19 protein-coding genes are annotated in these 24,605 nt (G+C 40.5%); 11 read left to right on the plus strand and 8 right to left on the minus strand.

All coding sequences use genetic code 11. The features are described 5' to 3' along the window. Positions 1-16 precede the first annotated feature (16 nt). The gene (locus tag RI561_RS10230) at positions 17-838 is read left to right on the plus strand and encodes an inositol monophosphatase family protein (protein ID WP_395080138.1); all 822 of its coding nucleotides are present in this window, start codon (positions 17-19) and stop codon (positions 836-838) included. Between the two features lie 4 nt (positions 839-842). Here the strand turns inward: RI561_RS10230 and RI561_RS10235 are convergent, their stop codons facing one another. Together RI561_RS10235 and bshB1 are read right to left on the minus strand one after the other, a co-directional pair. Further along, complete coding sequence (locus RI561_RS10235) at positions 843-2,024, minus strand: cystathionine gamma-synthase family protein (protein ID WP_395080139.1); 1,182 nt, start codon at positions 2,022-2,024, stop codon at positions 843-845. Positions 2,025-2,156: 132 nt separating this feature from the next. After that, the gene (gene bshB1, locus RI561_RS10240) at positions 2,157-2,900 is read right to left on the minus strand and encodes a bacillithiol biosynthesis deacetylase BshB1 (RefSeq protein WP_395080140.1); all 744 of its coding nucleotides are present in this window, start codon (positions 2,898-2,900) and stop codon (positions 2,157-2,159) included. Between the two features lie 139 nt (positions 2,901-3,039). Here bshB1 and RI561_RS10245 point away from each other — a divergent pair, with 139 nt between their 5' ends. The 8 genes from RI561_RS10245 to RI561_RS10280 all read left to right on the plus strand — a co-directional run bounded on the left by RI561_RS10245 (position 3,040) and on the right by RI561_RS10280 (position 10,202). Further along, positions 3,040-4,269, plus strand: coding sequence for an ABC transporter permease (locus tag RI561_RS10245; protein ID WP_395080141.1), 1,230 nt, complete (start codon positions 3,040-3,042; stop codon positions 4,267-4,269). A 1-nt stretch (position 4,270) separates the two neighbouring features. Beyond that, positions 4,271-5,494 carry an ABC transporter permease gene (locus RI561_RS10250; protein WP_395080142.1) on the plus strand — a complete coding sequence of 408 codons (1,224 nt, stop codon included), beginning with the start codon at positions 4,271-4,273 and terminating at the stop codon, positions 5,492-5,494. Positions 5,495-5,561: 67 nt separating this feature from the next. Continuing rightward, entirely contained in the window at positions 5,562-5,774 is a 213-nt protein-coding gene (locus RI561_RS10255; protein ID WP_395080143.1) for a hypothetical protein, read from the plus strand. A 5-nt stretch (positions 5,775-5,779) separates the two neighbouring features. Further along, the gene (locus tag RI561_RS10260) at positions 5,780-6,190 is read left to right on the plus strand and encodes a hypothetical protein (protein WP_395080144.1); all 411 of its coding nucleotides are present in this window, start codon (positions 5,780-5,782) and stop codon (positions 6,188-6,190) included. Positions 6,191-6,192: 2 nt separating this feature from the next. After that, the gene (locus RI561_RS10265) at positions 6,193-6,564 is read left to right on the plus strand and encodes a hypothetical protein (protein ID WP_395080145.1); all 372 of its coding nucleotides are present in this window, start codon (positions 6,193-6,195) and stop codon (positions 6,562-6,564) included. 125 nt (positions 6,565-6,689) lie between these two features. Beyond that, on the plus strand, positions 6,690-8,060 hold the full coding sequence (locus tag RI561_RS10270) for a TolC family protein (protein WP_395080146.1): 1,371 nt from the start codon (positions 6,690-6,692) through the stop codon (positions 8,058-8,060). A 29-nt stretch (positions 8,061-8,089) separates the two neighbouring features. Further along, positions 8,090-9,460, plus strand: coding sequence for an efflux RND transporter periplasmic adaptor subunit (locus RI561_RS10275; protein ID WP_395080147.1), 1,371 nt, complete (start codon positions 8,090-8,092; stop codon positions 9,458-9,460). A 10-nt stretch (positions 9,461-9,470) separates the two neighbouring features. Continuing rightward, entirely contained in the window at positions 9,471-10,202 is a 732-nt protein-coding gene (locus RI561_RS10280) for an ABC transporter ATP-binding protein (protein ID WP_395080148.1), read from the plus strand. Between the two features lie 73 nt (positions 10,203-10,275). Here RI561_RS10280 and rsgA read toward each other — a convergent pair whose 3' ends face one another. The 6 genes from rsgA to rsmB form a co-directional block, all read right to left on the minus strand. Continuing rightward, positions 10,276-11,181: a ribosome small subunit-dependent GTPase A gene (gene rsgA / locus RI561_RS10285; protein ID WP_395080149.1), complete on the minus strand. Its 906-nt coding sequence runs from the start codon at positions 11,179-11,181 to the stop codon at positions 10,276-10,278. Between the two features lie 284 nt (positions 11,182-11,465). After that, a complete protein-coding gene (gene lon, locus RI561_RS10290) occupies positions 11,466-14,006 on the minus strand; it encodes an endopeptidase La (RefSeq protein ID WP_395080150.1) in 2,541 nt (846 codons plus the stop codon). A gap of 127 nt (positions 14,007-14,133) precedes the next feature. Next, positions 14,134-15,642, minus strand: coding sequence for a DUF5723 family protein (locus tag RI561_RS10295; RefSeq protein ID WP_395080151.1), 1,509 nt, complete (start codon positions 15,640-15,642; stop codon positions 14,134-14,136). 25 nt (positions 15,643-15,667) lie between these two features. Further along, positions 15,668-17,953 carry an ATP-dependent helicase gene (locus tag RI561_RS10300; RefSeq protein ID WP_395080152.1) on the minus strand — a complete coding sequence of 762 codons (2,286 nt, stop codon included), beginning with the start codon at positions 17,951-17,953 and terminating at the stop codon, positions 15,668-15,670. 86 nt (positions 17,954-18,039) lie between these two features. Further along, positions 18,040-20,730, minus strand: a complete 2,691-nt coding sequence (locus RI561_RS10305; RefSeq protein ID WP_395080153.1) for a valine--tRNA ligase — start codon at positions 20,728-20,730, stop codon at positions 18,040-18,042. Between the two features lie 119 nt (positions 20,731-20,849). Beyond that, positions 20,850-22,169: a 16S rRNA (cytosine(967)-C(5))-methyltransferase RsmB gene (rsmB, locus tag RI561_RS10310; RefSeq protein WP_395080154.1), complete on the minus strand. Its 1,320-nt coding sequence runs from the start codon at positions 22,167-22,169 to the stop codon at positions 20,850-20,852. Positions 22,170-22,657: 488 nt separating this feature from the next. On the opposite strand from rsmB, the gene atpD reads away from it, so the two are divergent. Together atpD and atpC are read left to right on the plus strand one after the other, a co-directional pair. Beyond that, positions 22,658-24,157 carry a F0F1 ATP synthase subunit beta gene (atpD, locus tag RI561_RS10315; protein ID WP_395080155.1) on the plus strand — a complete coding sequence of 500 codons (1,500 nt, stop codon included), beginning with the start codon at positions 22,658-22,660 and terminating at the stop codon, positions 24,155-24,157. 13 nt (positions 24,158-24,170) lie between these two features. Next, a complete protein-coding gene (gene atpC, locus RI561_RS10320) occupies positions 24,171-24,428 on the plus strand; it encodes an ATP synthase F1 subunit epsilon (RefSeq protein WP_395080156.1) in 258 nt (85 codons plus the stop codon). The last annotated feature ends 177 nt before the right edge of the window (positions 24,429-24,605 follow it).

The raw sequence follows: 24,605 nt of genomic DNA on the forward strand, positions 1-24,605 counted from the left end.
AAAGTAAAAAATTTTAATGAGTGATTTTACCAAAGAACTTAAAGTAGCAAAAAAAGCAGCTTCTAAAGCTTCAGAAATCATAAACGAATACGCAAAAAAGCATTCCTTAAATGTTAAACTGAAAGGAAAAAATGATTTAGTAACTGATGCAGATGTAGCTGCCGAAAAAAAGATCATCGAAATCATTAATGTCTCTTTTCCGGATGATAAAATTTTGGCTGAAGAATCCAGTGGCACTAATGAACTTGCAGAAGGTAGAATTTGGATCATTGACCCGATTGACGGAACCACAAATTTTGCTCATGGTTTCCCGGTTTATTGTGTATCAATTGCACTGTGGGAAAATCGAGAACCTAAAGTTGGCTTGGTATTAGAGGTGGCCAATCAGGAGGAATTCACGGCTGTTTCAGGGGAGGGAGCTTTTCTTAATGGGGAGCCTATTCAGGTCTCAGGCAATGAAGACCCCTCATCTTCGCTCATTGGCACCGGATTCCCGTACAAAGATTTTGATCTGGTGGATAACTACCTGAAGTTGTTTAGAGCAATGATGCATAAAACACATGGTGTGCGTCGCCCGGGAACAGCAGCCTGGGATTTGTGCAATGTTGCCTGCGGACGGTTTGAGGGATTTTATGAATATGGTCTAAGTATTTGGGATGTGGCTGCCGGAGCATTGATCATTAAAGAAGCCGGAGGTATTGTAACCGATTGGCAGGGAGGGGATAATTGGTATTTTGGGGAACGAATTATTGCCGGGAATAAGGCGGTCCATGAATTCCTTAAAAATGAAATTCATGCTTGTTTTGAAGAAAATGAACTTTCTTTATTAGAGAATTGAATTTTTAAACATGTTCAAAACCTTCCTTCAGATCAGCGATGAGATCTCCCACATTTTCAATACCCACTGAATACCGGATTAAGCTTTCGGAGATACCCAATTGTTTTCGTTGTTCTTCACTGAGTTCTACATGGCTTGTTGTACGTGGCGGTCCGGCAAGAGTGCTCACAGAGCCTAAACTTGCAGCCAGATGCACGAATTTCATGTTATGCAGTAGATTCTTGACACTTTCATAGCCTCCTTTAAGTTCAAAGCTTAATATTCCTCCAAAACCCTTCATTTGTTGTTTTGCAATATCATGTCCTTTATTGCTCTCCAAACCGGGATAAAAAACAGATGCTACTTTAGGATGGTTGTCTAAAAAACGGGCAATTTCTAAGGCACTTTCATTCTGTCGATTAATTCTAAGCTCCAGGGTTTTCATTCCACGAATAACGTTATATGCGGCATCTGGGTGTAAACTGGCCCCGTTAATTTCTCTGTATGCAAAAACCTGCTTAATTAGTTCTTTCTTTCCACAAAGCAAACCACACATTACATCAGAATGACCTGCCAAAAATTTAGTTGCACTGTGAATAACTAAATCAATTCCAAGAGCAATGGGGTTTTGATTGATGGGAGAAGCAAAGGTATTATCTGATACGACTATTGCACCAACTGCTTTTGCAGATTTTGTAATTCGTTGGAGGTCAATGACTTTAAGCGTTGGGTTCGTAGGACTTTCAAGATATACAAGATCACAACCCTTATTGATTTCTGCTTCGAGCTCTTCATGGTTATCGGTTTCGCATAAGGTTACATCAATGTCGAATTTCGGCAAATACTCCAAGAAAATTTTACTGGTTCCTCCGTATGAATCTTTAACGGAAACTACTCGATCACCTGGTTTTAACAGACTAAGCAGGGTGTTACTGATAGCAGCCATTCCGGTTGAAAAAGAAATAGCATCCTCAGCACCTTCTAATGCCGCTATTTTATGTTCTAAAACACGCACGGTTGGGTTGGTATTACGGCTGTAGATATGACCTTCCCGATTACCTTTCGCCACTTCATACCATTCATCGAGATCATCGTATTCAAAGGTTACAGTATTGACGATAGGAACGGTTGAGCTTCCTTTATAAAATGAATCCGTTTCTCCTGCCCAAACTGAAGCAGTGCCTTTTTTAGTTTTAGAAAAGTCCATAGCTATAAGTTTTATTCAATGAGGGTATATAGAAAATTGTGAGTCAAAAATTTTAAGTCCGCCAAAATGAAGAAACTTAAAGTAACATCAAAATGGAGTATGGAGATAGGTCTGAAATAATATAAAACCAAACTATCTTTTGGGAGAAGTCTCAAAAAATATGTTGAAATTTTTGAGAGGTGCAGGGGGTAGGTAGTATTTAAAAGCCTCTCCATATGTGAATCCTGAAAGATGTCCTAAATAGCGAGCCCTTGATTCAAGTTGCTTAAAGTAATTTTTAGAGGAGATGTAAGTCTCCGATTCCCTTTCATTACTACTCACATTAAACTGAGTATTGAAAGCTAAAATGGCTTCTTTTTTAGTTTTCCAGTGGTCTGATATATCAAATACAAAGTCGAAATCTATGGGACGGTCTTGCATGTAGTGTAAGATATGGGCGGGGCGGTGTGGTTCTTGTTTTTCGCCGTTTTCCTCAATTGTTTCAATTTTTTTTAGTCCGGAATAGAACAGGGCATCCAGCGTAAGGTTTGTTCCTTTTGGGTGATCGGGGTGCCTGTCGAAGGGGGCACCGACTAAGCATATATGGGGACGAGTAAGCCGAACCTGCTCAATTATTTTAAGTTGGTTTTCCCTTGAATTTTCAAGGATGGAATCTCCCAAATCCAGCATTTTCCGATAGGAAAGGTTTAATATTTTAGAGGCTTTATCTACCTCTTTAGCTCGGGTTTCAGCATTGCCGCGAGTTCCCATTTCTCCTTTTGTTAGATCAATAATACCAACTTTTTTCCCTTGATCAGTTAATGCAGCGATAGTTCCACCACAACCTAATTCGGCATCATCCGGGTGAGAAGCAAAAACAAGAACGTCTAATTTCATAAGAATTTATTTTTAGATAAAAGTAAGGAATATTTAGTCTTTCCAATAAAAACATCATTTCAAAAAATTTTACAGAATTGTTGTAACGAAAAAAAAATTAATCCCGTATCCTTTGAGACGATCACACCCAAAAGATATCATGAGAATAATTAATAGTTTTGTAGAGGGATTCAAAATTGCCCTCAGTGCTCTTAAAACAAACAAAGTCAGATCTATACTTACGGCTCTCTGTATAATCATAGGAATAACTATGGTAACTATTGTAGACTCTGTAACTACCGGCATGGACATCACCTTTGAAAAAAGCATGGCCATGATGGGACAGAATGTTGTGTATGTTGAAAAATGGCCTTGGGGAATGGGGGGAGAATATAAATGGTGGGAGTATCGGAATCGCAAGGAAATGGAAATGGGCTATGTGGAAAGAATCAACGATTATAGCCGTTATGCCAGCACTGTTGCCGCCTCTGCTAATAGAAATACCAACGTACGATACAAAGAAAAGACAGCGGAAAGTGTAGGACTGACCGGAGCAACCTCAAATTACCTTTCTATACAGGGATTGAATATTGCCCAAGGCAGGATGTTTATTCAACAAGAAATTCAATCCGGCTCAAAAGTAGCAGTGATCGGAAATACGCTTTATGAATCTTTATTTGAAATTGAAAATCCTCTTGGTAAACAAGTTAGACTTGGGGGGCAGAGATTTACAGTGGTAGGCGTGTTAGAGAAACAGGGTAAGTTTATGGGATTAGAGGATACTGACAACCGCATATTGATACCCATTTCAGCCTATGAACAGATTTACGGGTTACGATCGGGACTTCAGATTGGAGTGCAATTTGCTGATCAGGCAGCCTTGCGTGAAGGAGAGTACGAGCTGGAAGGAATTATGAGGAGGATAAGGCAGCTGGATGCCACAGAAGACAATGACTTTGCCCTGAATAAACCACAAGCTTTTAAGCAGCAACTGGAAGGGATGAAAGCCGGTATCTATTCCGTGGGATTTATTCTGAGCGGGCTTTCTTTGTTAATAGGTGGTATTGGTGTGATGAATATTATGTTTGTTTCGGTGAGGGAGCGAACGAAGGAAATTGGAATTAGAAAGGCAGTCGGGGCAAAATCCTGGGAAATTTTAACTCAATTTTTGTTAGAATCAATAGCCATCTGCTTGCTGGGTGGGGTTATAGGAGTAGCTTTGGCAGGAGGACTTACAATCCTGATCAATCAGGCTTTTGTGGCCGTCATGAATGTAAGTGTTGTGATAGTGGGTTTCAGTATCTGCACTATCGTAGGTGTACTTTTCGGATTTATTCCTGCATACCGGGCAGCTAAATCAGATCCTATTGAATCATTGAGGTTCGAATAATATGCATATAAAAGAAACTACAAGTCAGGCTTACGACGCCCTTAAAGCCAATAAACTACGTTCGTTTTTAACCTTGCTGGCTTTAGTAATAGGTGTTTTTTCAGTCATTGTCTCAACAACGGCGGTAGCGGTACTGGATAATTATTTTAAAAATACCATGAGCATTATGGGAAGTGATGTTATCAATGTCTCAAGAACACCGTCTGTGCAAATGGGGGCGTTTAGTGATGACATCCGCAATCGAAAATATATCAATTTCGAAACGGCAGAGAGACTCGAAGAGCAAATGAGAATTGGGCGGGGAATGAGTCCAGATGAATCATTTGGAATAGCTGAAATTTCATTTAATGATTTCGAGACTGAGCCAAATGTACGAATCGTTGGAAGTAATGAGAATTACCTAAATAATAATGCGTTTGAGTTAGAAGACGGGCGCAACTTTACCGGTGATGATGTTCAGTATGGTAGAAATGTCGTAATTCTCGGTAAGGACGTGCAAAATGTACTTTTTAAAAATCAATTTCCGATTGGTAAAGAAATCAGGTTTGATGGGAAACCCTATACCGTTATTGGAACATTGGAAGCTAAAGGACAAATATTTGGGCAGTCTTTCGATAATATTGTAATCATACCTTACACAACTGCTTTAAACGTTTATGGAGGAAACCGGAATATAAATATTCAGGTAAGAGCCCCTGAAATCGATTTTATTACGCAAACAGTAGAAGAAATCACCGGAATAATGCGAGTCATCAGAAAAGTAAATCCCGGGGACTCAAATGACTTTGAAATTTCAACCAATGAAACATTGAGCAGCACCTTTGATACTTTTACAGTTGCTTTATATATAGGCGGTTTTGCTATTGGCTTCATCACTTTATTGGGTGCCGGTATTGGAGTCATGAATATCATGCTGGTTTCAGTATCAGAACGAACCAGGGAAATTGGGATACGAAAAGCGGTAGGAGCTACCAGGAAAGCTATTGTGAGCCAATTTTTGATGGAAGCTGTCTTTATTTGTCAGATTGGAGGTATTATTGGAATGATTATCGGCATAGGTGTTGGAAACTTGATGGCATTATGGATAGAAACGGAAGCAGTCATTCCGCTTTGGTCTGTTCTTGGAGGATTTTTTGGGATGTTTATTATAGGGTTGTTGTTTGGAGTATACCCGGCATATAAAGCTTCTAAACTCGATCCGATAGAAAGTTTACGCTATGAATAACTTTTTGCAATGGAATGATTTATGCATCCATTGCAATTTCTTATATTAAAGAAAAAAACAGGGCATTATGAACGAAGAAGTTATCCAAAATTTAAACGAACGACTTGATGTAGCTATAGAACGTGGCCGGGTAATGCTTGAAGATGAAGAACTTCAGAAGCGTGTAGAAGAACTTAAACAGCGATCTGAAAATACCATTCGTCGTAATCCCATAAAGTCAGTAGCAATTGGGCTGGCAGTAGGGTTCATTGCCGCAAAAATTTTCACCTCAGAAGACTAAACCCAATGGACGATTTAGGTAAATGCATCAAGCAGGTAAGTCGTGAACTTCAGGACTATATAGAAACTAAAATAGAACTTACGGTTTTAAATGTAAGCGACCGGATAACCTATTGGATCGGTAAATCGGTACAACAGCTTTTTGGATATGCTATTTTCGGGCTTGGTTTGGTCTTCGGTTTAACAGCTCTTGCAATATATATCGGTGAAGTCATAGGAGACGAATGGGCCGGTTATGCTATTGTTTCCTCACCTTTCATTCTTGTCGGTTTAATTTTGATCGTAATAAAGCCAAAATCGATGGTAAGGCGCATTCAGGATCAAATACTTGCTGACTTATTGAACTCCTTCGAAGAAAATGGCGATGAGCTAAAAGAACTCCCATCTACAGAAAATTCAAAAAAAGAAGTGAATTAATCATGTCTGAAGCAAAACTATCAAATTTGGAAAAAAAGAAGAAGGAGCTTGAAGAAGAGCTTGTAAAAATTCAGGGTGGAATTGATAAATCTATTGATGAGGTCAAAGAAGGGGTATCAACCAATATGGATCCAAAAAATATAATCAGGAAGCATCCTTTGCCTGCTGTGGGGGCCTCAGTAATAATTGGGTTTTTATTAGGCAGAGACCGAAAGGATTCTTCCCGAGTATCATCTAATAACAGTGGTTCCAATTTCGGAATATCGAGGGAGCTTAAACGTATGCTCGCAAAAAAAGGATTGAGTTTGTTGATGGATTATCTTGATCAGCAAATTTCTTCTATGAGAGAAAAGGATAAGCCCTCTACTGATTGATTTTACAAATATTTAGCTCATTCCTGTTAAAGAATATAAAAATCGAAAATAGAGCAACTTTATTGTAACTATTTTCGTCCACTATCGTGTACCAATCCGTTAATACAAAATATTGAATCTCAATTATGAAAAGATTTACCTCATCTACACTTCTTATTGCACTGGTTTTTTCAGCCGGGAATTTAATGGCTCAGGAGACTCGAACTATTAGTCTTCAGGAAGCAGTCGAAATTGCTTTAGAAAACAATTATCAGCTTAAACAAGCACAAAATAATCTTGCTTTGGCCGAATACAGAATTAACAGTGAATATGCAGACTTTTTACCATCTGTGAATAGTAGCCTAAGTGGGTCACGAAGATCAGGTCAGCAGTTTGTGCAGGAAGAAGTTTCCTTCAGTAACGTTGTATCTCAATCTGTGGGAGGAAGTTTAAGTGCAAATATTCCAATTTTTAATGGTTTTGAAAACATACGATCATTACGTTCAAGTGAACAATCAAAAATTTCTGAAGAGGAAAATTTAAGACGGGCCAAAGAACAGGTTATTTTTAATACCGCCTCCAATTATTTGCAGATGCTTGTAGATATGGAATTATTGGAAATCAGGAGAGAAAATTTGGAGAGTTCACGCCAACAACTTGAACAGGTGCGAGCCCAGGTTGAAGTAGGTTCACGACCCACAGTAGATCAATATAACCAGGAAGCAACAGTTGCTAACAATGAGTTACTGCTTACCCAACAAGAAAATGCATTGAAGTTCAGTAAATTACTGCTCATTCGACAGCTTCAAATAGATCCTATGGGAGAATATGAATTTGTAGTGCCTGATATTGAATCAAATGTTGATCAGGAGTTTGCCCAAAACTATTCATTAAGTGAACTAATTGATCAGGCATTATTGAACAGAGCTGATTTAAAAAGTGCAATGGCAAATATTAGAAGCTTGGAATATCAGCTTATGATTACAAAAGCGAATTTATATCCTTCAGTATCAGCCAGTGCCTCAATTTCTTCAAGCTACAGTGACCGATATTCCTTACCGGGTGAAACAGGTACTGCTCCATTCAATGATCAGTTTTTTGATATACAAGTAAACAAATCATTAGGATTTTCAGTAAGCGTACCAATTTTCCAAAATTGGAACCGTATGACTTCAATTCAATCCTCTAAAGTACAACTGAAGAATGCAGAATTGAATCTCGATAACTCAAAGTTACAGGTTATCCAGGAAGTGACTCAAGCTTATAATGATTATACATCTTACATCAAGCAGCTAGAAACTTCTGAGAAATCACTAATTGCCAGTGAAAGAGCGTATGAAACTCAACAAGCACGCTATAATGCCGGTTCAAGTACACTAATAGAGCTTAGCCAGGCACAAGCAAGTTATGTTGAGGCACAATCAAACTACACACAAGCACAGTTTAACCTGATTTTCCAAGAGAAATTATTGGATTATTACCTGGGTAAGCTCAGCGGTGAAAGCGTAGAATTTTAAGATAATTTTTAAGAATAGGTAGTAGCAAAATGGGAAAAAATAAATCATCATCTAAATCCACTCTGTATTGGTTAGGTGGAACTTTCGGCCTAATTATTATTGTAGGGTTAACCCTTCGTTTCACCGGGGTCATTGGAAATACTGATTCTGGTAAGGAAGTAGAAACAGCTACTGCCAAGCTAAAAACAATTACACAGCTTGTATCAGCTTCAGGAAAGGTACAGCCGGAAGTTGAGGTGATTATTCGTCCCGATGTATCAGGAGAGATCATAGAGCTGGCTGTGCAAGAAGGAGACTTCGTTCGCGAAGACGATCTGTTACTTCGTATTAAACCCGATATCTATCAAGCCCAGATTGATAATTTAAATGCTGCTCTGTTGACCCAAAAGGCAAGGTTAGAGCAAACTAAAGCAACCTTAATTCGGGCCGAAGCAACATATTTAAGGGATAAAGAATTGTATGAGAAAGACCTCATCTCAGAGATGGATTATATTCAGTCCAAATCGGAATATGATTCACAAAAAGCCAGTTATAAAGCAACCGAATACCAGGTTGAAAGTGCAGAAGCTCAACTTCGTCAGGCGAAAGAAGAGTTAGAGCAAACGGTGATTAGGGCGCCTCAAGACGGAACTATTACCGGGCTTAATGTAGAAGTTGGAGAGCGGGTGTTGGGGAATGCTCAAACAGCCGGTACCGAGATGATGCGTGTTTCTCTGCTCGACAGGATGGAAGTATTAGTTGAGGTTAATGAGAATGATATTGTAAATGTTGATGTAGCTGACACAGCCAGAATTGAAGTAGATGCCTATCCCGAGCGAAGATTTGAGGGTATCGTTACTGAAATTGCAAATTCTGCGCGTGTCACTGGGAGTGGTACAAACGAACAGGTCACGAATTACCAGGTTAAAGTTCGAATTATAACTCCGCATAACTTAGATAGCAGCCCGGAGAAAATGGTTCGCAATGAAGTAACTGAAGATCCAGAGGATATGTTTGTACCTAATTTCAGACCCGGAATGTCAGCTACCGTAGATGTAGAAACACAAACGGCCTCTAATGTAGTTTCCGTACCAATCCAGGCAGTAACCGTCCGAGATTTTGCTAAAGATCAGGATACTACAAAAAGTGACGATGATTCAGCTGAAGTGATGTTAGCCAGCAGTCAGGATGATAACCTTACAATCCAAGAAGAAGATATTAGAAAAGTGGTATTTGTAGTTGAAAATGGAAAAGCAGTCCGAAAAGAAGTCGAAACCGGAATCAGTGATAATTCACATATTCAAATTTTATCCGGAATATCTGCCGGTGACGAAGTGGTTATAGGCAGTTATCGTACACTTACCAATCTCTTAAATGACGGTGATAATGTAACCGTGAATAATAAACTTTCAGTACTCTAAATTAAGCATCATGTCCAAAAAGCCTGTAATACAAATAACAGATCTTACCAAAGTATATCAGATGGGGCAAACCGAAGTTCATGCTCTTGCCGGTGTAACCTTTGATATCAAAGAGAACGAATATATCGCCATCATGGGGCCATCCGGTTCCGGGAAGTCTACCTTAATGAACATGATAGGCTGTTTGGATACTCCCACTTCGGGTGAATATATTTTGAATAACAACAATGTAAGTCAAATGGAAGATGCGGAACTGGCTGAGGTTCGGAACCGTGAAATTGGCTTTGTTTTTCAAACGTTTAATTTACTACCCAGAACCTCATGTCTGGCTAACGCTGAACTACCTTTAATCTACTCAGGTATGAAGTCAGCTGAACGCAAAGAACGAGCACGCGATGTGCTTACCAAAGTTGGGTTGGGTGATCGTGTTGATCATAAACCGAATGAACTTTCAGGAGGTCAGCGACAACGGGTTGCTATTGCAAGAGCCTTGGTAAATAATCCTTCAATATTACTTGCAGATGAGCCTACCGGTAACCTGGATACGAAAACCGGGGAAGAGATCATGAATCTTTTTGAAGAACTATACCGACAGGGAAATACCATAATAGTAGTAACGCACGAGCAGGAAATTGCAGATCATGCCCGACGTATAATTCGACTTCGTGACGGAATAATAGAATCAGATAAAAAAGTTGAAAATCCTGTTTTAGCTGGTCAGGAATTTGTAGAAACTGCTTGATTGAGTAGCGATAGTTTGTTGTAATCAGACCTAAGGCGCCAATTATTTTGGCGCCTTTTTTTATGGTATCGACCTACAAGGAATCAAGCATATTAAGATAAGACTGATACCGGCTGGCTGCTATCTCTCCATTTTCAAATGCTTCTGCTACACCACATTTAGGCTCATGATTATGGGTGCAATTATTAAACTTACAGTTTTTTCTTGGCTCCAGCATTTCCGGGAAAAAGAGTGATAGTTCCCAGGGTTCAATATTGACCAACCCAAATTCCCGAATACCGGGCGTATCGGCAATATACCCACCAAAAGAGAGAGGTATGAGTTGGGCAAAAGTGGTGGTATGCTTGCCTTTGTTAGAAAAATCTGAAATATCCCCAACTTTTAAATTATACTCCGGATCAATTGCATTGACCAAGCTTGTTTTGCCAACTCCGGAGGGACCAATGAACGCGGAAGTTTTCTCTTTCAGTAATTGCTTTAACCCCTCCAAAGATTCTTCATTCTCAATACTGGTGGTGATGAAGGTATAGCCAATATCTTCATAAAGCTGTTTTAGTTCTTCTGCTTTCTTAAGTCCACCGCTCTTAGCCAAGTCCATTTTATTGAGCACGATAGTTGCTCTCACTTCATAAGCCTCACAAGTCACTAAAAAACGATCAATAAACCCTTCTTTGAGCTTTGGCTTTTTGATGGATTGCACTACACAGGCTTGGTCCAAATTGGAAACCAGGATTTGTTCTCCTCTTTTGCCATGGGTAGCCTGACGGGTAATGTAGTTTTCACGATCTCCAATAGTCTCAATAGAACCGGTACTATCATCATTCATTGATACCTCAACGTAATCTCCAACCGCTATCGGATTGGTAACTTCCTTCTCGTCCAAGCGAAAACGTCCCGGGAGCCGGCTTTCAATGATTTCATCGCCGGTATCCACATGATACCAGCTGCCGGTAGATTGTATAACTCGTCCTTTTTGCATGCGCCAAAAATAAGCAATAAGAGGGGATAGACAAGGAAAGTTTAAGAATTTATTTTAAAGCCCAAATTGCAGATCAACAAGTATCAGTTGAAGTATTTTTTAGTTTAAAACTTTCAATGCCACAACCTGCTCTTTCTCTTCCTATCAAAAGGGTGCAAATTTTAAGGAATTAGAAGAAATATAAACCTGAATTTGTATGAATTATTCAGTGCTCTTCCAATAAAAAAGGCGGACACTTACTGTCCGCCTTACATTCAAAAATTTAATATTACTAAGTGGATTATCTAATCATCTGTATCACGGCTTACCACTTCCACACTTTCAGATTGTCCGTTTTTGCCGGAAACTGCTGCTTTGTGAGCTGCGCTGACCTTAAAGAACTCTTGAGGATCAATCTCAGGTTTTTCATCAAGAACAATATCCAGCAGAGGATCCATGCGTTCTAAGTACTGCACTTCGAGATCACCGAGTACTTCTTCTTCAATTTCGGCTACATCTTTTTCGTTCTTGTTAGGCAGCAATACTTTTTTGATTCCGGCTCGTTTGGCAGCCAATACTTTCTCTTTAATTCCACCAACAGGCAGTACCAATCCACGCAGGGTAATTTCACCTGTCATGGCTATAGTCCCTTTTACTTTTCGCTGTGTGAAGATAGACGCAATAGCCGACATCAATGAAACACCGGCAGATGGACCATCTTTCGGAACCGCCCCTGCAGGAACGTGTACGTGAAGATCCCAATATTTGAAGGCTTCTTCAGGAATCCCAATCTCATCAGAATGGGCTTTAAGATAGGAGACGGCCAACATCGCCGATTCCTTCATCACATCACCCAATTGTCCGGTGATATTGATCTTACCGGAGCCTTTGGAGACGCTCGCCTCAATAAAGAGGATATCGCCACCGTAGGGCGTCCAGGCCATGCCTGTTGCAACACCGGGTACCGTTGTTCTCTCGGCTGCATCACTGAAGAATTTACGTTTACCGAGAAATTCTTCAATGTCATCCACTTTAACGTCAAATTCTTCAATCTCTTTGGAAGCGATCTTGGCAGCAACACCGCGACAAACACCGGCTATTTGTCGCTCAAGATTTCGAACCCCGGATTCACGAGTATATTGATCAATAAGTCGCTCAATTGACTCATCGGTGAAAGAAATCTGATCTTCCTTCAAACCATTTTCTTTGACCTGCTTTGGAATCAAATACTTCTTGGCGATCTGTGTTTTCTCTTCCAGCGTATATCCGCTGATGTTAATGATCTCCATTCGGTCTTTGAGCGGAGCCGGAATCGTATCAAGTGAATTTGCTGTAGCAATAAACATCACCTTGGATAAATCATATTCAAGTTCAAGGTAATTGTCGGTGAAGCTGTCGTTTTGCTCAGGATCTAATACCTCAAGCAAGGCAGAGGTAGGGTCTCCGCGATAGTCAGCTCCCACTTTATCAATTTCATCCAGCATAATAACCGGATTTCCTTTCCCGGCTTTTTTCATAGACCGAATAATACGGCCGGGAAGTGCACCAATATAGGTTCTTCGGTGACCGCGAACTTCGGCTTCATCTCTGATACCACCTAAACTGAACCGCTCAAATTCACGATTTAAAGCTCTTGCAATAGACTTCCCTAAACTGGTCTTACCAACGCCGGGAGGCCCGTAGAAACAGAGGATAGGCGCTTTCATATCCTGTTTAAGTTTAAGGACGGCAAGGTATTCAACAATTCTTTTCTTGACCTTCTCTAATCCATAATGATCTTCATCAAGAACTTTTCGGGCAAATTGGAGATCCAGCTTATCTTCAGAAAAATCCTCCCAGGGAAGATCTAAAATCCACTCCACATAACTATAGATAATTCCATAGTTAGGAGAAGCATTTGGGGTCATTTCCAGGCGTTGTAATTCTTTTTCAGCCGTCTCTTTTGCTTCATCAGGAAGCTTCTTTTTGGCTAAACGTTCACGCAGTTTTTCAATATCCTGCTGTTCGGCGTCTTCCCCCAGTTCTTCCTGTATAGCTTTCATCTGCTGGCGGAGATAGAACTCTCGCTGCTGATCATCGATATCCGATTTAACCTTGGTACGGATTTTTTCACTCATATCAAGTACCTGAATTTCCTTTTCAAGAAATTCCATAACCTTATCAAGGTTATCTGAGAATTTCTTAATCTCAAGCAATTCCTGTTTATCGGAAACAGAAACATTCAGGTTAGAAGAAATGAAGTTCAGAAGGAACGTAGGGCTGTTGATGTTATTAACAGCAATGGATGCCTCAGAAGGAATATTCGGAGACATATTAATAATCTTGGAAGCGGTCTCCTTAATGTTTCGCACTGAAGCGTCAAGTTCCAGTCCTTCGATATCCATTTCCTTTGGATAAGGTTCTACATTGGCCTTAAAGTAGGGCTGATTTTGGGTAAACTCGGTTACTCTAAAGTTGGATTTACCCTGAATAACAATACTTTTACTGCCGTCGGGCATTTTAATGAGTTTCAGGATTTGAGCAACAGTTCCGACCTTATGAAGATCTTTGTATTGTGGCTCTTCAATATCTTCATTCTTTTGGGTAACCACTCCAATGATTTTATCACCTTCATAGGCTTCTTTAACCATAGCGAGCGAACGGTCTCGTCCAACGGTGATGGGCACAACCACGCCCGGAAATAAAACGGTGTTTTTGAGGGGTAAAATGGTAAGAGAATCAGGAATTTCAGCTTCGGTAAGCTTTTTTTCTTCCTCTTCCGACATTAATGGGATGGCTTGCTCAAAGTCATCAAAGTTATCGTCCGACTGATCTAAATTTTGAAATAATTCAAAGCGTTGTTTCATATATAATAGTCTGCAAATTTTTTCTTTTTTGTGTAAAAGAGGCAAATACAAAGCCACATTAATCATGGTATACAAAGCGTCAGAAACACCCGCTGCCTGACAGTAAAGTAGGGCAAAGTGTCAGGCTTTAAAAATGAAATTGGAGCGTTGCTGCTGCGGCACCAACCGGTTTTGGGGTTTCGGTAAATGAATTGGGTAAAAATAGCCCTGCTAAAGAAAGGTTCCAGTTTTTTGTTTCTATGGCAGTTCCAATACTTACATATTCAGGTCTTTGGCCTTCTAAGCGAAGACCTCCACGAATCGGTAATACTGAAAATGGTCTTAACTCAATTCCCAATGAAGTAGTTAATCTCGTTGTATTGAATGCATTATTAGTAAGTCCAATACTGAGATCACCCATTAGTTTAATCCGATTTATTTCAAGTAAAGCACCTGCATGCATTGCCATAGGTAAAAGTACGGCAAATGTACTTTCATTTGCAGGAGTGACTAAAAAAGGATTGTCTTTCCCAAAGCGTTCTATAAAATCAATATACTGGCCCTTTGAGCCTGAAAATAATTGATCGGATAATTCATTTGGAACGGAAGAAGAAAAGGTAGTATCGGTTGGAGATTTGAGTTCAATATTAGACTTGTTGTATGAAATAATTCCAATATCAGTCATTGAAAAAGATAACCGAAGAGAACGCTGTGTTTGTTCATTTTTTTGAACGGCTGAAAGATCATCTCCAAGGGTGATTAGGTACGTTATCCCGATATCAAGTCCGGCACCAATGCCGTTGATATCAAAAGAAGTAGTTGAAAAGGCTTCATTTGCTTGGGTAATAGGCGTTCCGGAAAGATAAGAAGTCGCAGCTTCTCCAAATTGTCCCGAAGCGTTGTAATCGAAATTCTGAATTCTATTTATGCTGCCATTTTCAACATTCTGTTCATAAATATTTTCCCATTTTCCATTTTGATAGTCAGATCCTAAAACAAGCTTTGGCGCAATTCCAATTATAAAATTATCAATTCTGGAAGTGAGATTAGTCAGAAACCGAAAAGATTCTGCATAGCCAAACGAAATTTCATGAAGGCTTTGATAGCGATGTATCAGTGAACGGTCAACCACATTTTTGTTATCTGAGTTTTCCTCAAATACACTGGTGTACCAGCCTTTCCCTACATTAAATGAAGAGGAAGTTCGGGTTCTCAAAGCAAAAGAAAAGACTTTGTCATCTCTTAACCAATTCAGCCCAAACAGTGTTATATCATACCTGCCTTTATTCATCGAGAGTGTTCTGTTGCCGGGATAGTTATCTTCCAAAATTGATAGTCGTTCCTTGTTTGAAAAGGGAGCCGGAGCCGAATCATAGGGATCCAAATGATTCCTAAAATGATCGAGCTGTTTTTTAGGGTTTTCGGAATTTTGCATTCCGTTAAAGAATATAGCCGGAATACCAATGCCAATTGAAAACCTGGTCTCGCGATCCTGTATCATGAGGTTGGCAGGATTATAAAAATTGGCGTGATAATCAGTGATATAGGTACTGCCACCGCCACCAAGGGCCATGTTTCTGGGAGACATGACCGGCTGGGCTATAATATTCAGTGAATACAAACTTGTAAATAGCAGTATGGTAAGAACCTGCTTCATTGACATTGTTTTTATGTTTAGCTGACTAATCGACTAACTGGAGAGGAGCTGCCCTTAGCATTAATTTTTTTTGTCCTCTGTTTTTGAAAAATACAACAACTTTAGCATCTGTACCTACTCCGGAGCGTGAAATGATTTTACCGGGTCCAAATTTTTTATGGATCACTTTTGTACCGACCTGAAAAGGATCTTCACCGTCTTCATAGTCGTACTGAATGGTAGCAGATGGTGATTTATAAGTTTTCTTTGCGTGAGATTCTTTCCAGTCATATTCTACTTCAAAGCTTGATTTACCGGATTTTTCGGTACTAAAGCGGTCTTTTTTCTGGGTAATAGTTGCACCTGTTTCGGTTTGAACCACTCCTGCATCAACTTCATCTAAGAAACGGGAACGGGCTTGCCGGGTTTCTTCCCCAAATTTAAAACGGCTGCGGCAGTGACTAAAATACAATCGCTCTTCTGCTCGGGTTATAGCCACGTAAAATAATCGCCGTTCTTCTTCTATATCGACGTCAAAATTATTGCGAGCGCCCATAGGGAAGAGGTTTTCTTCCAATCCTACAATAAACACGACCGGGAATTCGAGTCCTTTGGAGGCATGAACGGTCATCAACGTAATGGCCGGTTTGTCTTCATCAAACTTATCTTGATCGGTAATGAGGCTTATTTCTTGCAAAAAAGCACTTAAAGATGGATTCGATTTCCCTTTTTCGAAATAAGAAATGGCATTTTGAAGTTCTATGATGTTATCTCGTCGCATCATAGATTCATGGGAATTCTCCTCAACCAAAGCTTTCATATATCCTGATTGTTCCAAAATACCTTTAACAGTATTGGTAAAACTTTCTCCATTCGCCAGATTGTCTTGGAGACGATCAATCATATCAACAAATTCACGAACACGTTTTTTAGCCGGTTTGTAGACATCCAACTCTTCCACTTTCTGGATAATACTCCACATAGAGCGACCTTCTTCACGTGCCTGCTTCAAGATATCCTGAATGGATTTATTACCAATACCGCGACTGGGTTCATTAATAATCCGAAGTAAATTAGTCTCATCATGAGGATTAACAAGCAGGGTTAGATAGGCAAGAACATCTTTTATTTCTTTACGCTGATAGAAGGATAACCCTCCAACAAGCTGATAGGTTAAGTCCTTGCGCCGTAATGCGTCTTCAAAAACACGTGATTGATAATTTGTGCGATATAAGATGGCAAAGTCATTGTTCTTATACCCCTGACGCATCTTTAGATCCTGAATGTGACTGGCTATTCGATTGGCTTCATCCCGCTCATCAAAATTCTCCAGCAGGGTGATACGTTCACCGTAATCTTGTTCAGTCCAAAGAGTTTTTTCAAGCTGTTTGGTGTTTTGCTTGATGATGGAATCGGCACATTGCAGGATCGCTTTTGTGGAGCGATAATTTTGTTCAAGTGGCACCTGGGTAGCGTCTTCGTAATCTTCCTTAAAGTTCAGAATGTTGGAAATATCAGCTCCCCGAAAAGAGTATATACTCTGAGCATCATCACCGACCACACAGATATTTTCGTACTTTGCAGCCAACATTTTAGTGACTTTATACTGGGCGTGATTGGTATCCTGATACTCATCAATGAGAATATATTTAAAACGGTCTTGGTACTTCTCAAGTACTTCCGGGTGCTGTTGAAAAAGTTCGATTGGTTTTACCAGTAGATCATCAAAATCCATGGCATTACTCTGTTTTAGCCGCTTATTGTACACTTTATAAACCCGGGCGGTAATATCATCGAGGGTACTGCCAATAAATTTTTCCTGGTAGGTATCTGCAGTAATCAGCTGATTTTTGTTATCACTGATTTTGTTATAGATGGTTTTTGGTTTGATCTCTTTGGGATCAAAATTTAGTTCCTGCAGAATCTGTTTTATGACGGTTTGTGAATCATTGTTGTCATATATCGTGAAGTCAGAACCATAACCGATTTTATCTGCTTCAAACCTTAAGATCTTAGAGAAAATGGAGTGAAAAGTACCCATCCAGAGTTTCTTGGCTTTATCACCAATAAGATGCTGAATCCGTTCTTTCATCTCACGAGCGGCCTTATTCGTAAAGGTAAGGGCAAGAATTTGCTCCGGGGCCGCTTTATATTGCTGAAGGAGGTAAGCGATACGATAAGTAAGTACACGGGTTTTTCCTGAACCGGCACCGGCTACAATTAGCAGCGGACCATCAGTATGGGTTACAGCCTGCTTTTGCTGTTTGTTCAGTTGAGCCAAGAAATCCGGCCGACCTTTGGGTTCTTCAGATGGAAGTGAAAATGTTTTCATATTATTTGTAAACCACGGAGGCACAGAGTCTCGCGAAACTATCTAAATCGATAATACTCTGTGTACCTCAGTGAACTCTGTGGTTATTATTCAAAATCTTTGATCTGCTCACGCAGTTTAGCGAGACTCTCTTCGGTATCGGCTTTCTTTTTCTTCTCTTTTTGGACAACATCTTCCGGGGCATTATTTACAAAACCCTTATTTGAGAGTTTACCTTTTATACCCTTCAGAAACCCTTCCAACCGATCAATTTCTTTTTGAATACGCTCACGTTCTTTCTCAAAATCAACCAAACCTTTCAGCGGTACGTAGATTTCATTTCCATCAACAATAGAAGAGGAATACACTTCAGGTTTTTCTATCTCAGGGCCAATCTCCAGGGATTTAATACTTTCCAGTTTCTCCAGTACAATGCGATTAGCAAGAATAGCATCTGCTATTTCCCGGGAATTGGTATGAATGAATACATCAAGTTCTTCTTTGGGAGAAACCTGGACTTCAGAACGAATATTTCGTAGCGAAGAAACCATTTGCTGAAGGGTGTTAAACAGTTTGAGATCGTCCTCATCCAGTTTGGTGTCATCAACCGCAGGCCATTGCGAAACCAAAAGAGCATTTTCGGTTGAGCGCTCCTGAATATGCTGCCAGATCTCTTCACTGATAAATGGCATGAAAGGATGGAGCAGCTTCATCAGCTGTTCAAAGAAACCAAGCGCGGTGTTCAATTTCTCTTTCGGGATGTTTTGCCCGTATTCCATTGGCTTGGCCAGCTCAATGTACCAGTCGCAGAAATCATCCCAGATCAGCGAATACACTTTTTTGAGCGCGTCATTCAGTTTATAATTATCGAAATCTTTATTCACCCCTGCAATGGTTTCCTGAATACGAGCGGCCATCCATCGGTCCGAAATATCATCTTTGTTGATGGAAGTAGTTGGCTCATAATCCACACCGTCTTCCATATTCATGGTGAGGAAGCGGAAGGCGTTCCAGATTTTGTTACAGAAATTTCGTCCTTGTTCGCATAACTTCTCATCGAAGGGGAGGTCGTTTCCGGCAGGAGTTGCAAAAAGCATTCCCATTCGAATTCCGTCGGCACCGTACTTACTGATAAGTTCCACAGGATCAGGAGAGTTTCCAAGACTTTTGCTCATTCTGCGGCCTTTTTCATCCCGAACTGTACCGGTATAATAAACGCTGTCGAACGGTCGGTCACCAATGTATTCATACCCGGAAATAATCATTCTTGCTACCCAGAAAAACATGATGTCGGGAGCAGTCACTAAATCTTTGGTTGGGTAGTAGTAGCTTAATTCTTCATTCGGTTCACGTTCCTGATATTCACCAATATATTTTGGATCAAATACTGAAATAGGCCACAGCCAGGAGGAAAACCAGGTATCCAAAACGTCTTCATCCTGCTTTAAATTCTCAAATTTTGAATTTTGATTTTTGAATTTTTCTTTGGCTTCATCCTCGGTTTTAGCTACTACAAATTCGTCATCTTCATTATACCAAGCAGGAATTCGATGTCCCCACCAAAGCTGACGGGAAATACACCAGTCGCGCACATTCTCCATCCAGTGTCGGTACGTATTTTTGAATTTTTTGGGATGAAACTCGACCGTATCGTCCATCACATTTTCGAGGGCAGGTTGCGCCAATTCCTTCATGGAAACCCACCACTGCAATGATAATCTCGGCTCGATCACGGCATCGGTTCGCTCCGAATAGCCCACCTTATTTTGATAGTCTTCAACTTTAATCAGCAGATCCGCTTCATCCAAATCTTTTTCGATCTGCTTACGAACATCAAAACGATCCATGCCAATGTAAAGCTCACCTTCTTCACTTATAGTACCATCTTCATTCATCATGTTGATGGTTTCCAGGTCGTGCTTTTGGCCGAGATTATAGTCATTCTCGTCGTGAGCCGGTGTCACTTTCAGGCAACCGGTTCCAAATTCCATATCTACATAATCATCCAGAATGATAGGAACTTCGCGATCTACTAATGGTACAATTACTTTCTTGCCATGCAGGTGTGTGTAGCGCTCATCATCCGGGTTTATACAGACCGCGGTATCACCGAGCAACGTTTCGGGTCGAGTAGTGGCTATAGTTACAAAATCATCTTCGCCTACGATCTTATACTTAATGTGATAGAGCTTGGAATTGACTTCTTTATGAATAACTTCCTCATCACTCAGCGCCGTTTTGGCTTCCGGGTCCCAGTTGATCATTCGAGCTCTACGATAGATCTTTCCTTTTTCATACAGATCAATAAACACATCGATCACGCTCTCCGAATACTCGGGATTCATCGTGAAATTGGTCCGATCCCAATCGCAGCTGGCACCTAATTTTTTGAGTTGCTCCAGGATAATCCCACCATGTTCGTGGGTCCATTCCCAGGCATGTTCCAAAAATTCATCCCGACCCAGGTCTCCTTTTTTTATGCCTTTTTCACGCAGACGTTTTACGACTTTTGCTTCTGTAGCAATGGAGGCGTGATCTGTTCCGGGAACCCAACAGGCATTATAGCCTTGCATGCGGGCACGTCTCACCAAGACATCCTGAATGGTGTTGTTGAGCATGTGTCCCATGTGCAGCACACCCGTAACATTAGGAGGGGGGATAACCACAGTGAAAGATTCTCGGTTATCCGGCACCGAATGGAAATAATTATTCTCCATCCAGTGCTGATACCATTTATCCTCAACTTTAGAGGCGTCGTATTGTGCAGGAATTTCTTGTGGATTCTTTTCTGTACTCATAGATCGTAATCGGATAACAAAATTTAATAAACTACTGTTGAAAGAATATTAGGACTCAGAACCCAGAATTCAGAATGAAGGGTTTTGAGTCCTGTATTCTGATTTCAGAGTTCTTATACTTACTTCACTCTTTTTAGGAGTACACCAAAGTGGCCATCGCAGCCATGTTTGTGAGGGTATGTTTGGTAGGAGAGTAAGTCTTCTGCCAATACTTCCTCAGGAAGATAAATATCAAGTGGTTCCAGTTCAAAATTGTCCATTTTTGCAAGGAACTTTTCTATCTGTTCCATATTCTCCTCAGGTTCTAATGAACAGGTACTGTAAACCAAGCGACCGCCACGTTTGACCATATTAGCAGCTTCTTCTAAAAGTTCTTCCTGTAAAGCTGCAGCATTTTTTAAGCCTTCTTCATCTCGTCTCCAGCGGAGGTCAGCTCTTTTGCTAAGCACTCCGGTTCCTGTGCACGGTGCATCTAAGAGTACGGCATCAGCCAATCCGAGCGTCACTTCCCGGACATCTCCGCCTCTGATTTTAATGTTCTCAGCTCCATAATTGAGGGCGCTCTCAGCAAGTTTTTGCAAACGTTGAGAAGAAATATCAACAGATGTAATTTCACCCTCGGCCTGCATCAGGTCGGCCATCATGATAGACTTGGTTCCGGGAGCTGCGCACAGGTCAAACACTTTCTCACCGGGCTGTGGATCTAATATAGTTGGAGCAAATCCTGCAGCTACATCTTGCACCAAACAAATACCTTTAGCTAACAATCCTTTTTCAATAAAAGGTTGAACTGATTCTACCTTATAATAATAGGGCAGCCAGTTGCTGGGTTCGAATACAACATCCATTTTCTCCATGCGGAGTTCAAAATTTTCGGGCTTAGTACGAAGACTATTAACTCGGACATAGTAATGCGGGCGTGAATTATTAGCCTGCATAAGCTGGAAAGCTTCCCGTTCACCAAATCGTTTTCTCCATCGTGCAACCATCCATTCCGGATGCGAAAAAGTTGTAGCAACCAGTTTATTACGATCCTTGAAAGCAGGTTTCGGCAGATTGTCCCCATCCCTTTGCATGTTACGCATAATTGCGTTTACCAAGTCACCGGTTTTTGAACCAAGTTTCATCTTGGCAATATTAACAGCCTCATTGATGGCAGCATAATCGGGAGTGCTATCCATAAATAGCATGTCATAGATGGCAAGCCGTAAAATATTTTTAAGCCCCGGCTTCATTTCTGCTACCGATACACTTGAAAATTCATCGATTAAAAAATCGAGGTAACTTCTTTTACGCAAGATATTTTGTACATATTCACGAACTTGTGCTCGTCCACGGGTATCAAGTTCATTTGCTTTATCGTAATCAAGTACCTGCTTTTCATCAAATTCAATAAGGATATCAACACTTACCGAGCGTTCTGATAATTCAGTTTCCAAAGGAGTCGAGTTTTAAAATTGTGATTAACGGCTATAAAAAAAGGTGACACATATCACCTTAACCCACTGGTTCTAACTATAAAAAGCCACTTTTTTATATGGCTTTGATAGCTAACTAAGATAAAAGTTTAAGGCGGGAGTTGCTAATGTAAGTATGGGTTTTTGAAAGGATTCTTATTGTTGGAATTTAAAGCGGATTTGGCGCAGTATTTATTTGTACTGAAGGAAGAAAAAACGAAAACCGATTTGACGGCTGAAGATGTATCTTACGCCTAAATTTTGCAATGTGCCGTCAGACCGAGAGGTTGGAATAAGTCCCCAGCTTAATGATAGATAGTGGTCACAATAAAAACGAGGGTGTAAATATTTACCTACATTTTTCGTTGCCTCTCTTTAAGTATCTCCCTATCTTTGACAGCCTTTGCAGTAGTGCATTATTAAGGCTGCTAATTTTCAAAGCAATAACTAACAAAATCGCGATTTAGCACATGAATAAAGGAAAAATAGCACAGGTAATTGGTCCTGTAGTTGATGTTGATTTTTCAGACAGTAAAACTCCGGCTGTTCTCAACGCTCTTGAAATTGAGATGACAGACGGTTCAACGCTAACCCTTGAGGTAGCTCAACACCTCGGAGAAGATCGTGTGCGTACTATCGCGATGGACTCTACCGATGGACTTGTTCGCGGTATGGAGGTTGTTAATACCGGAAAGGCTATATCAATGCCAATCGGAGAAGATATTCGTGGCCGATTGTTTAACGTTGTAGGTGAATCCATCGATGGTATTGATGCTCCCGAAGGAAAAGATTCGTATCCTATTCACCGAGACGCACCTGCTTTTGATCAGTTAGCTACATCTACTGAAATGCTTGAAACAGGAATTAAGGTAGTTGATCTGCTTTGCCCGTATGCCAAAGGTGGTAAAATTGGGTTATTCGGTGGTGCCGGTGTTGGTAAAACGGTTTTGATTCAGGAGCTGATTAATAATATTGCTAAAGAGCACGGTGGACTTTCCGTATTTGCCGGTGTTGGTGAGCGTACTCGTGAAGGAAATGACTTGCTTCGTGAATTTCTGGAATCCGGTATTATCAATTATGGAGATGAATTTAAAGAATCTATGGAAGCCGGTCAGTGGGACCTTTCCAAAGTAGACAAAGAGAAATTAAAAGAATCACAGGCTACCCTGGTGTTTGGTCAGATGAATGAGCCTCCCGGAGCCCGTGCCCGAGTAGCTTTATCAGGATTAACGGTTGCCGAGTATTTCCGCGATCAGGTTTCACGTGATATCCTGCTTTTCATTGACAATATTTTCCGATTTACACAGGCCGGTTCTGAGGTATCAGCACTACTTGGACGTATGCCTTCTGCGGTAGGTTATCAGCCAACATTGGCCTCCGAAATGGGTGACCTTCAGGAACGTATTACTTCTACCAAAGACGGATCTATTACATCGGTACAGGCGGTTTATGTGCCTGCCGATGACTTGACTGACCCTGCTCCTGCTACAACCTTTACTCACTTGGATGCTACAACCGTACTTTCTCGTGCATTGACACAGATCGGTATTTATCCTGCGGTAGATCCTCTGGATTCTTCATCAACTATCCTTGACCCTAAAGTAGTAGGACAAGAGCACTATGATGTTGCAAACCGTGTAACACGCTTGCTGCAGAACTATAAAGATCTTCAGGATATTATTGCTATTCTTGGTATGGATGAGCTTTCTGATGAAGATAAGTTGGTTGTAAGTCGTGCACGACGTGTACAGCGATTCTTATCACAGAATTTCCACGTGGCAGAGCAGTTTACCGGTCAGCCGGGTGTGTATGTAAAAGTGGAAGATACTATTAAAGGCTTCAAGATGATTCTTGACGGTGAGCTTGATCACCTTCCGGAAAATGCATTCTACATGGTTGGAAGTATTGATGAAGCGATCGAAAAAGGAGAGAAACTCCTTGCCGAAGCCGAAAAAGAAGAAGCTGCATAAAACCTGATTTATCATGAGTACATTTAATGCGCAGATATTAACACCAAACGGCTCTCTTTTCGAAGGGGAAGTAAGTGGCGTGAAATTACCCGGAACACAGGGTAGCTTTGAAGTAAAAGCAAATCACGCCCCGATTGTATCTACTTTAGAGAAAGGGAACGTATTGGTCCGAAAATCAGATGGTGAGACTTCCTATAACATCTCAGGTGGTTTTGTTGAAGTGAATAATAATAAGCTTACATTGCTTGCTGAGTCTGTAGAAGAAGCTTGATAACATTTACTTTTTAGTAATTTTAAAGCTCTGTTCATTTTGGACAGGGCTTTTTTTTATATTTACTTCTTAACAAAATTCTTGCAGTTCGTTTTTTTTTTAAGGGTCTTATGAAGCAAACGAGTCAAAGCGGATCGTCTCTGAGTCGTTTAAGCAATATGTGATATAAGTTATGAT

It is taken from the genome of Gracilimonas sp. (assembly GCF_031581265.1).
Lineage (GTDB): Bacteria > Bacteroidota > Rhodothermia > Balneolales > Balneolaceae > Gracilimonas.

What these genes read in the sequence shown, in the direction of transcription:
- RI561_RS10235 (WP_395080139.1), bottom strand. Translation starts at nt 2,024, where the DNA reads ATGGACTTTTCTAAAACTAAAAAAGGCACTGCTTCAGTTTGGGCAGGA.
- rsgA (WP_395080149.1), bottom strand. Translation starts at nt 11,181, where the DNA reads ATGCAAAAAGGACGAGTTATACAATCTACCGGCAGCTGGTATCATGTG.
- atpC (WP_395080156.1), top strand. Translation starts at nt 24,171, where the DNA reads ATGAGTACATTTAATGCGCAGATATTAACACCAAACGGCTCTCTTTTC.
- RI561_RS10275 (WP_395080147.1), top strand. Translation starts at nt 8,090, where the DNA reads ATGGGAAAAAATAAATCATCATCTAAATCCACTCTGTATTGGTTAGGT.
- RI561_RS10305 (WP_395080153.1), bottom strand. Translation starts at nt 20,730, where the DNA reads ATGAGTACAGAAAAGAATCCACAAGAAATTCCTGCACAATACGACGCC.
- RI561_RS10270 (WP_395080146.1), top strand. Translation starts at nt 6,690, where the DNA reads ATGAAAAGATTTACCTCATCTACACTTCTTATTGCACTGGTTTTTTCA.
- RI561_RS10230 (WP_395080138.1), top strand. Translation starts at nt 17, where the DNA reads ATGAGTGATTTTACCAAAGAACTTAAAGTAGCAAAAAAAGCAGCTTCT.
- RI561_RS10255 (WP_395080143.1), top strand. Translation starts at nt 5,562, where the DNA reads ATGAACGAAGAAGTTATCCAAAATTTAAACGAACGACTTGATGTAGCT.
- RI561_RS10265 (WP_395080145.1), top strand. Translation starts at nt 6,193, where the DNA reads ATGTCTGAAGCAAAACTATCAAATTTGGAAAAAAAGAAGAAGGAGCTT.
- bshB1 (WP_395080140.1), bottom strand. Translation starts at nt 2,900, where the DNA reads ATGAAATTAGACGTTCTTGTTTTTGCTTCTCACCCGGATGATGCCGAA.
- RI561_RS10260 (WP_395080144.1), top strand. Translation starts at nt 5,780, where the DNA reads ATGGACGATTTAGGTAAATGCATCAAGCAGGTAAGTCGTGAACTTCAG.
- lon (WP_395080150.1), bottom strand. Translation starts at nt 14,006, where the DNA reads ATGAAACAACGCTTTGAATTATTTCAAAATTTAGATCAGTCGGACGAT.
- RI561_RS10250 (WP_395080142.1), top strand. Translation starts at nt 4,271, where the DNA reads ATGCATATAAAAGAAACTACAAGTCAGGCTTACGACGCCCTTAAAGCC.
- RI561_RS10280 (WP_395080148.1), top strand. Translation starts at nt 9,471, where the DNA reads ATGTCCAAAAAGCCTGTAATACAAATAACAGATCTTACCAAAGTATAT.
- RI561_RS10245 (WP_395080141.1), top strand. Translation starts at nt 3,040, where the DNA reads ATGAGAATAATTAATAGTTTTGTAGAGGGATTCAAAATTGCCCTCAGT.
- RI561_RS10300 (WP_395080152.1), bottom strand. Translation starts at nt 17,953, where the DNA reads ATGAAAACATTTTCACTTCCATCTGAAGAACCCAAAGGTCGGCCGGAT.
- RI561_RS10295 (WP_395080151.1), bottom strand. Translation starts at nt 15,642, where the DNA reads ATGAAGCAGGTTCTTACCATACTGCTATTTACAAGTTTGTATTCACTG.
- atpD (WP_395080155.1), top strand. Translation starts at nt 22,658, where the DNA reads ATGAATAAAGGAAAAATAGCACAGGTAATTGGTCCTGTAGTTGATGTT.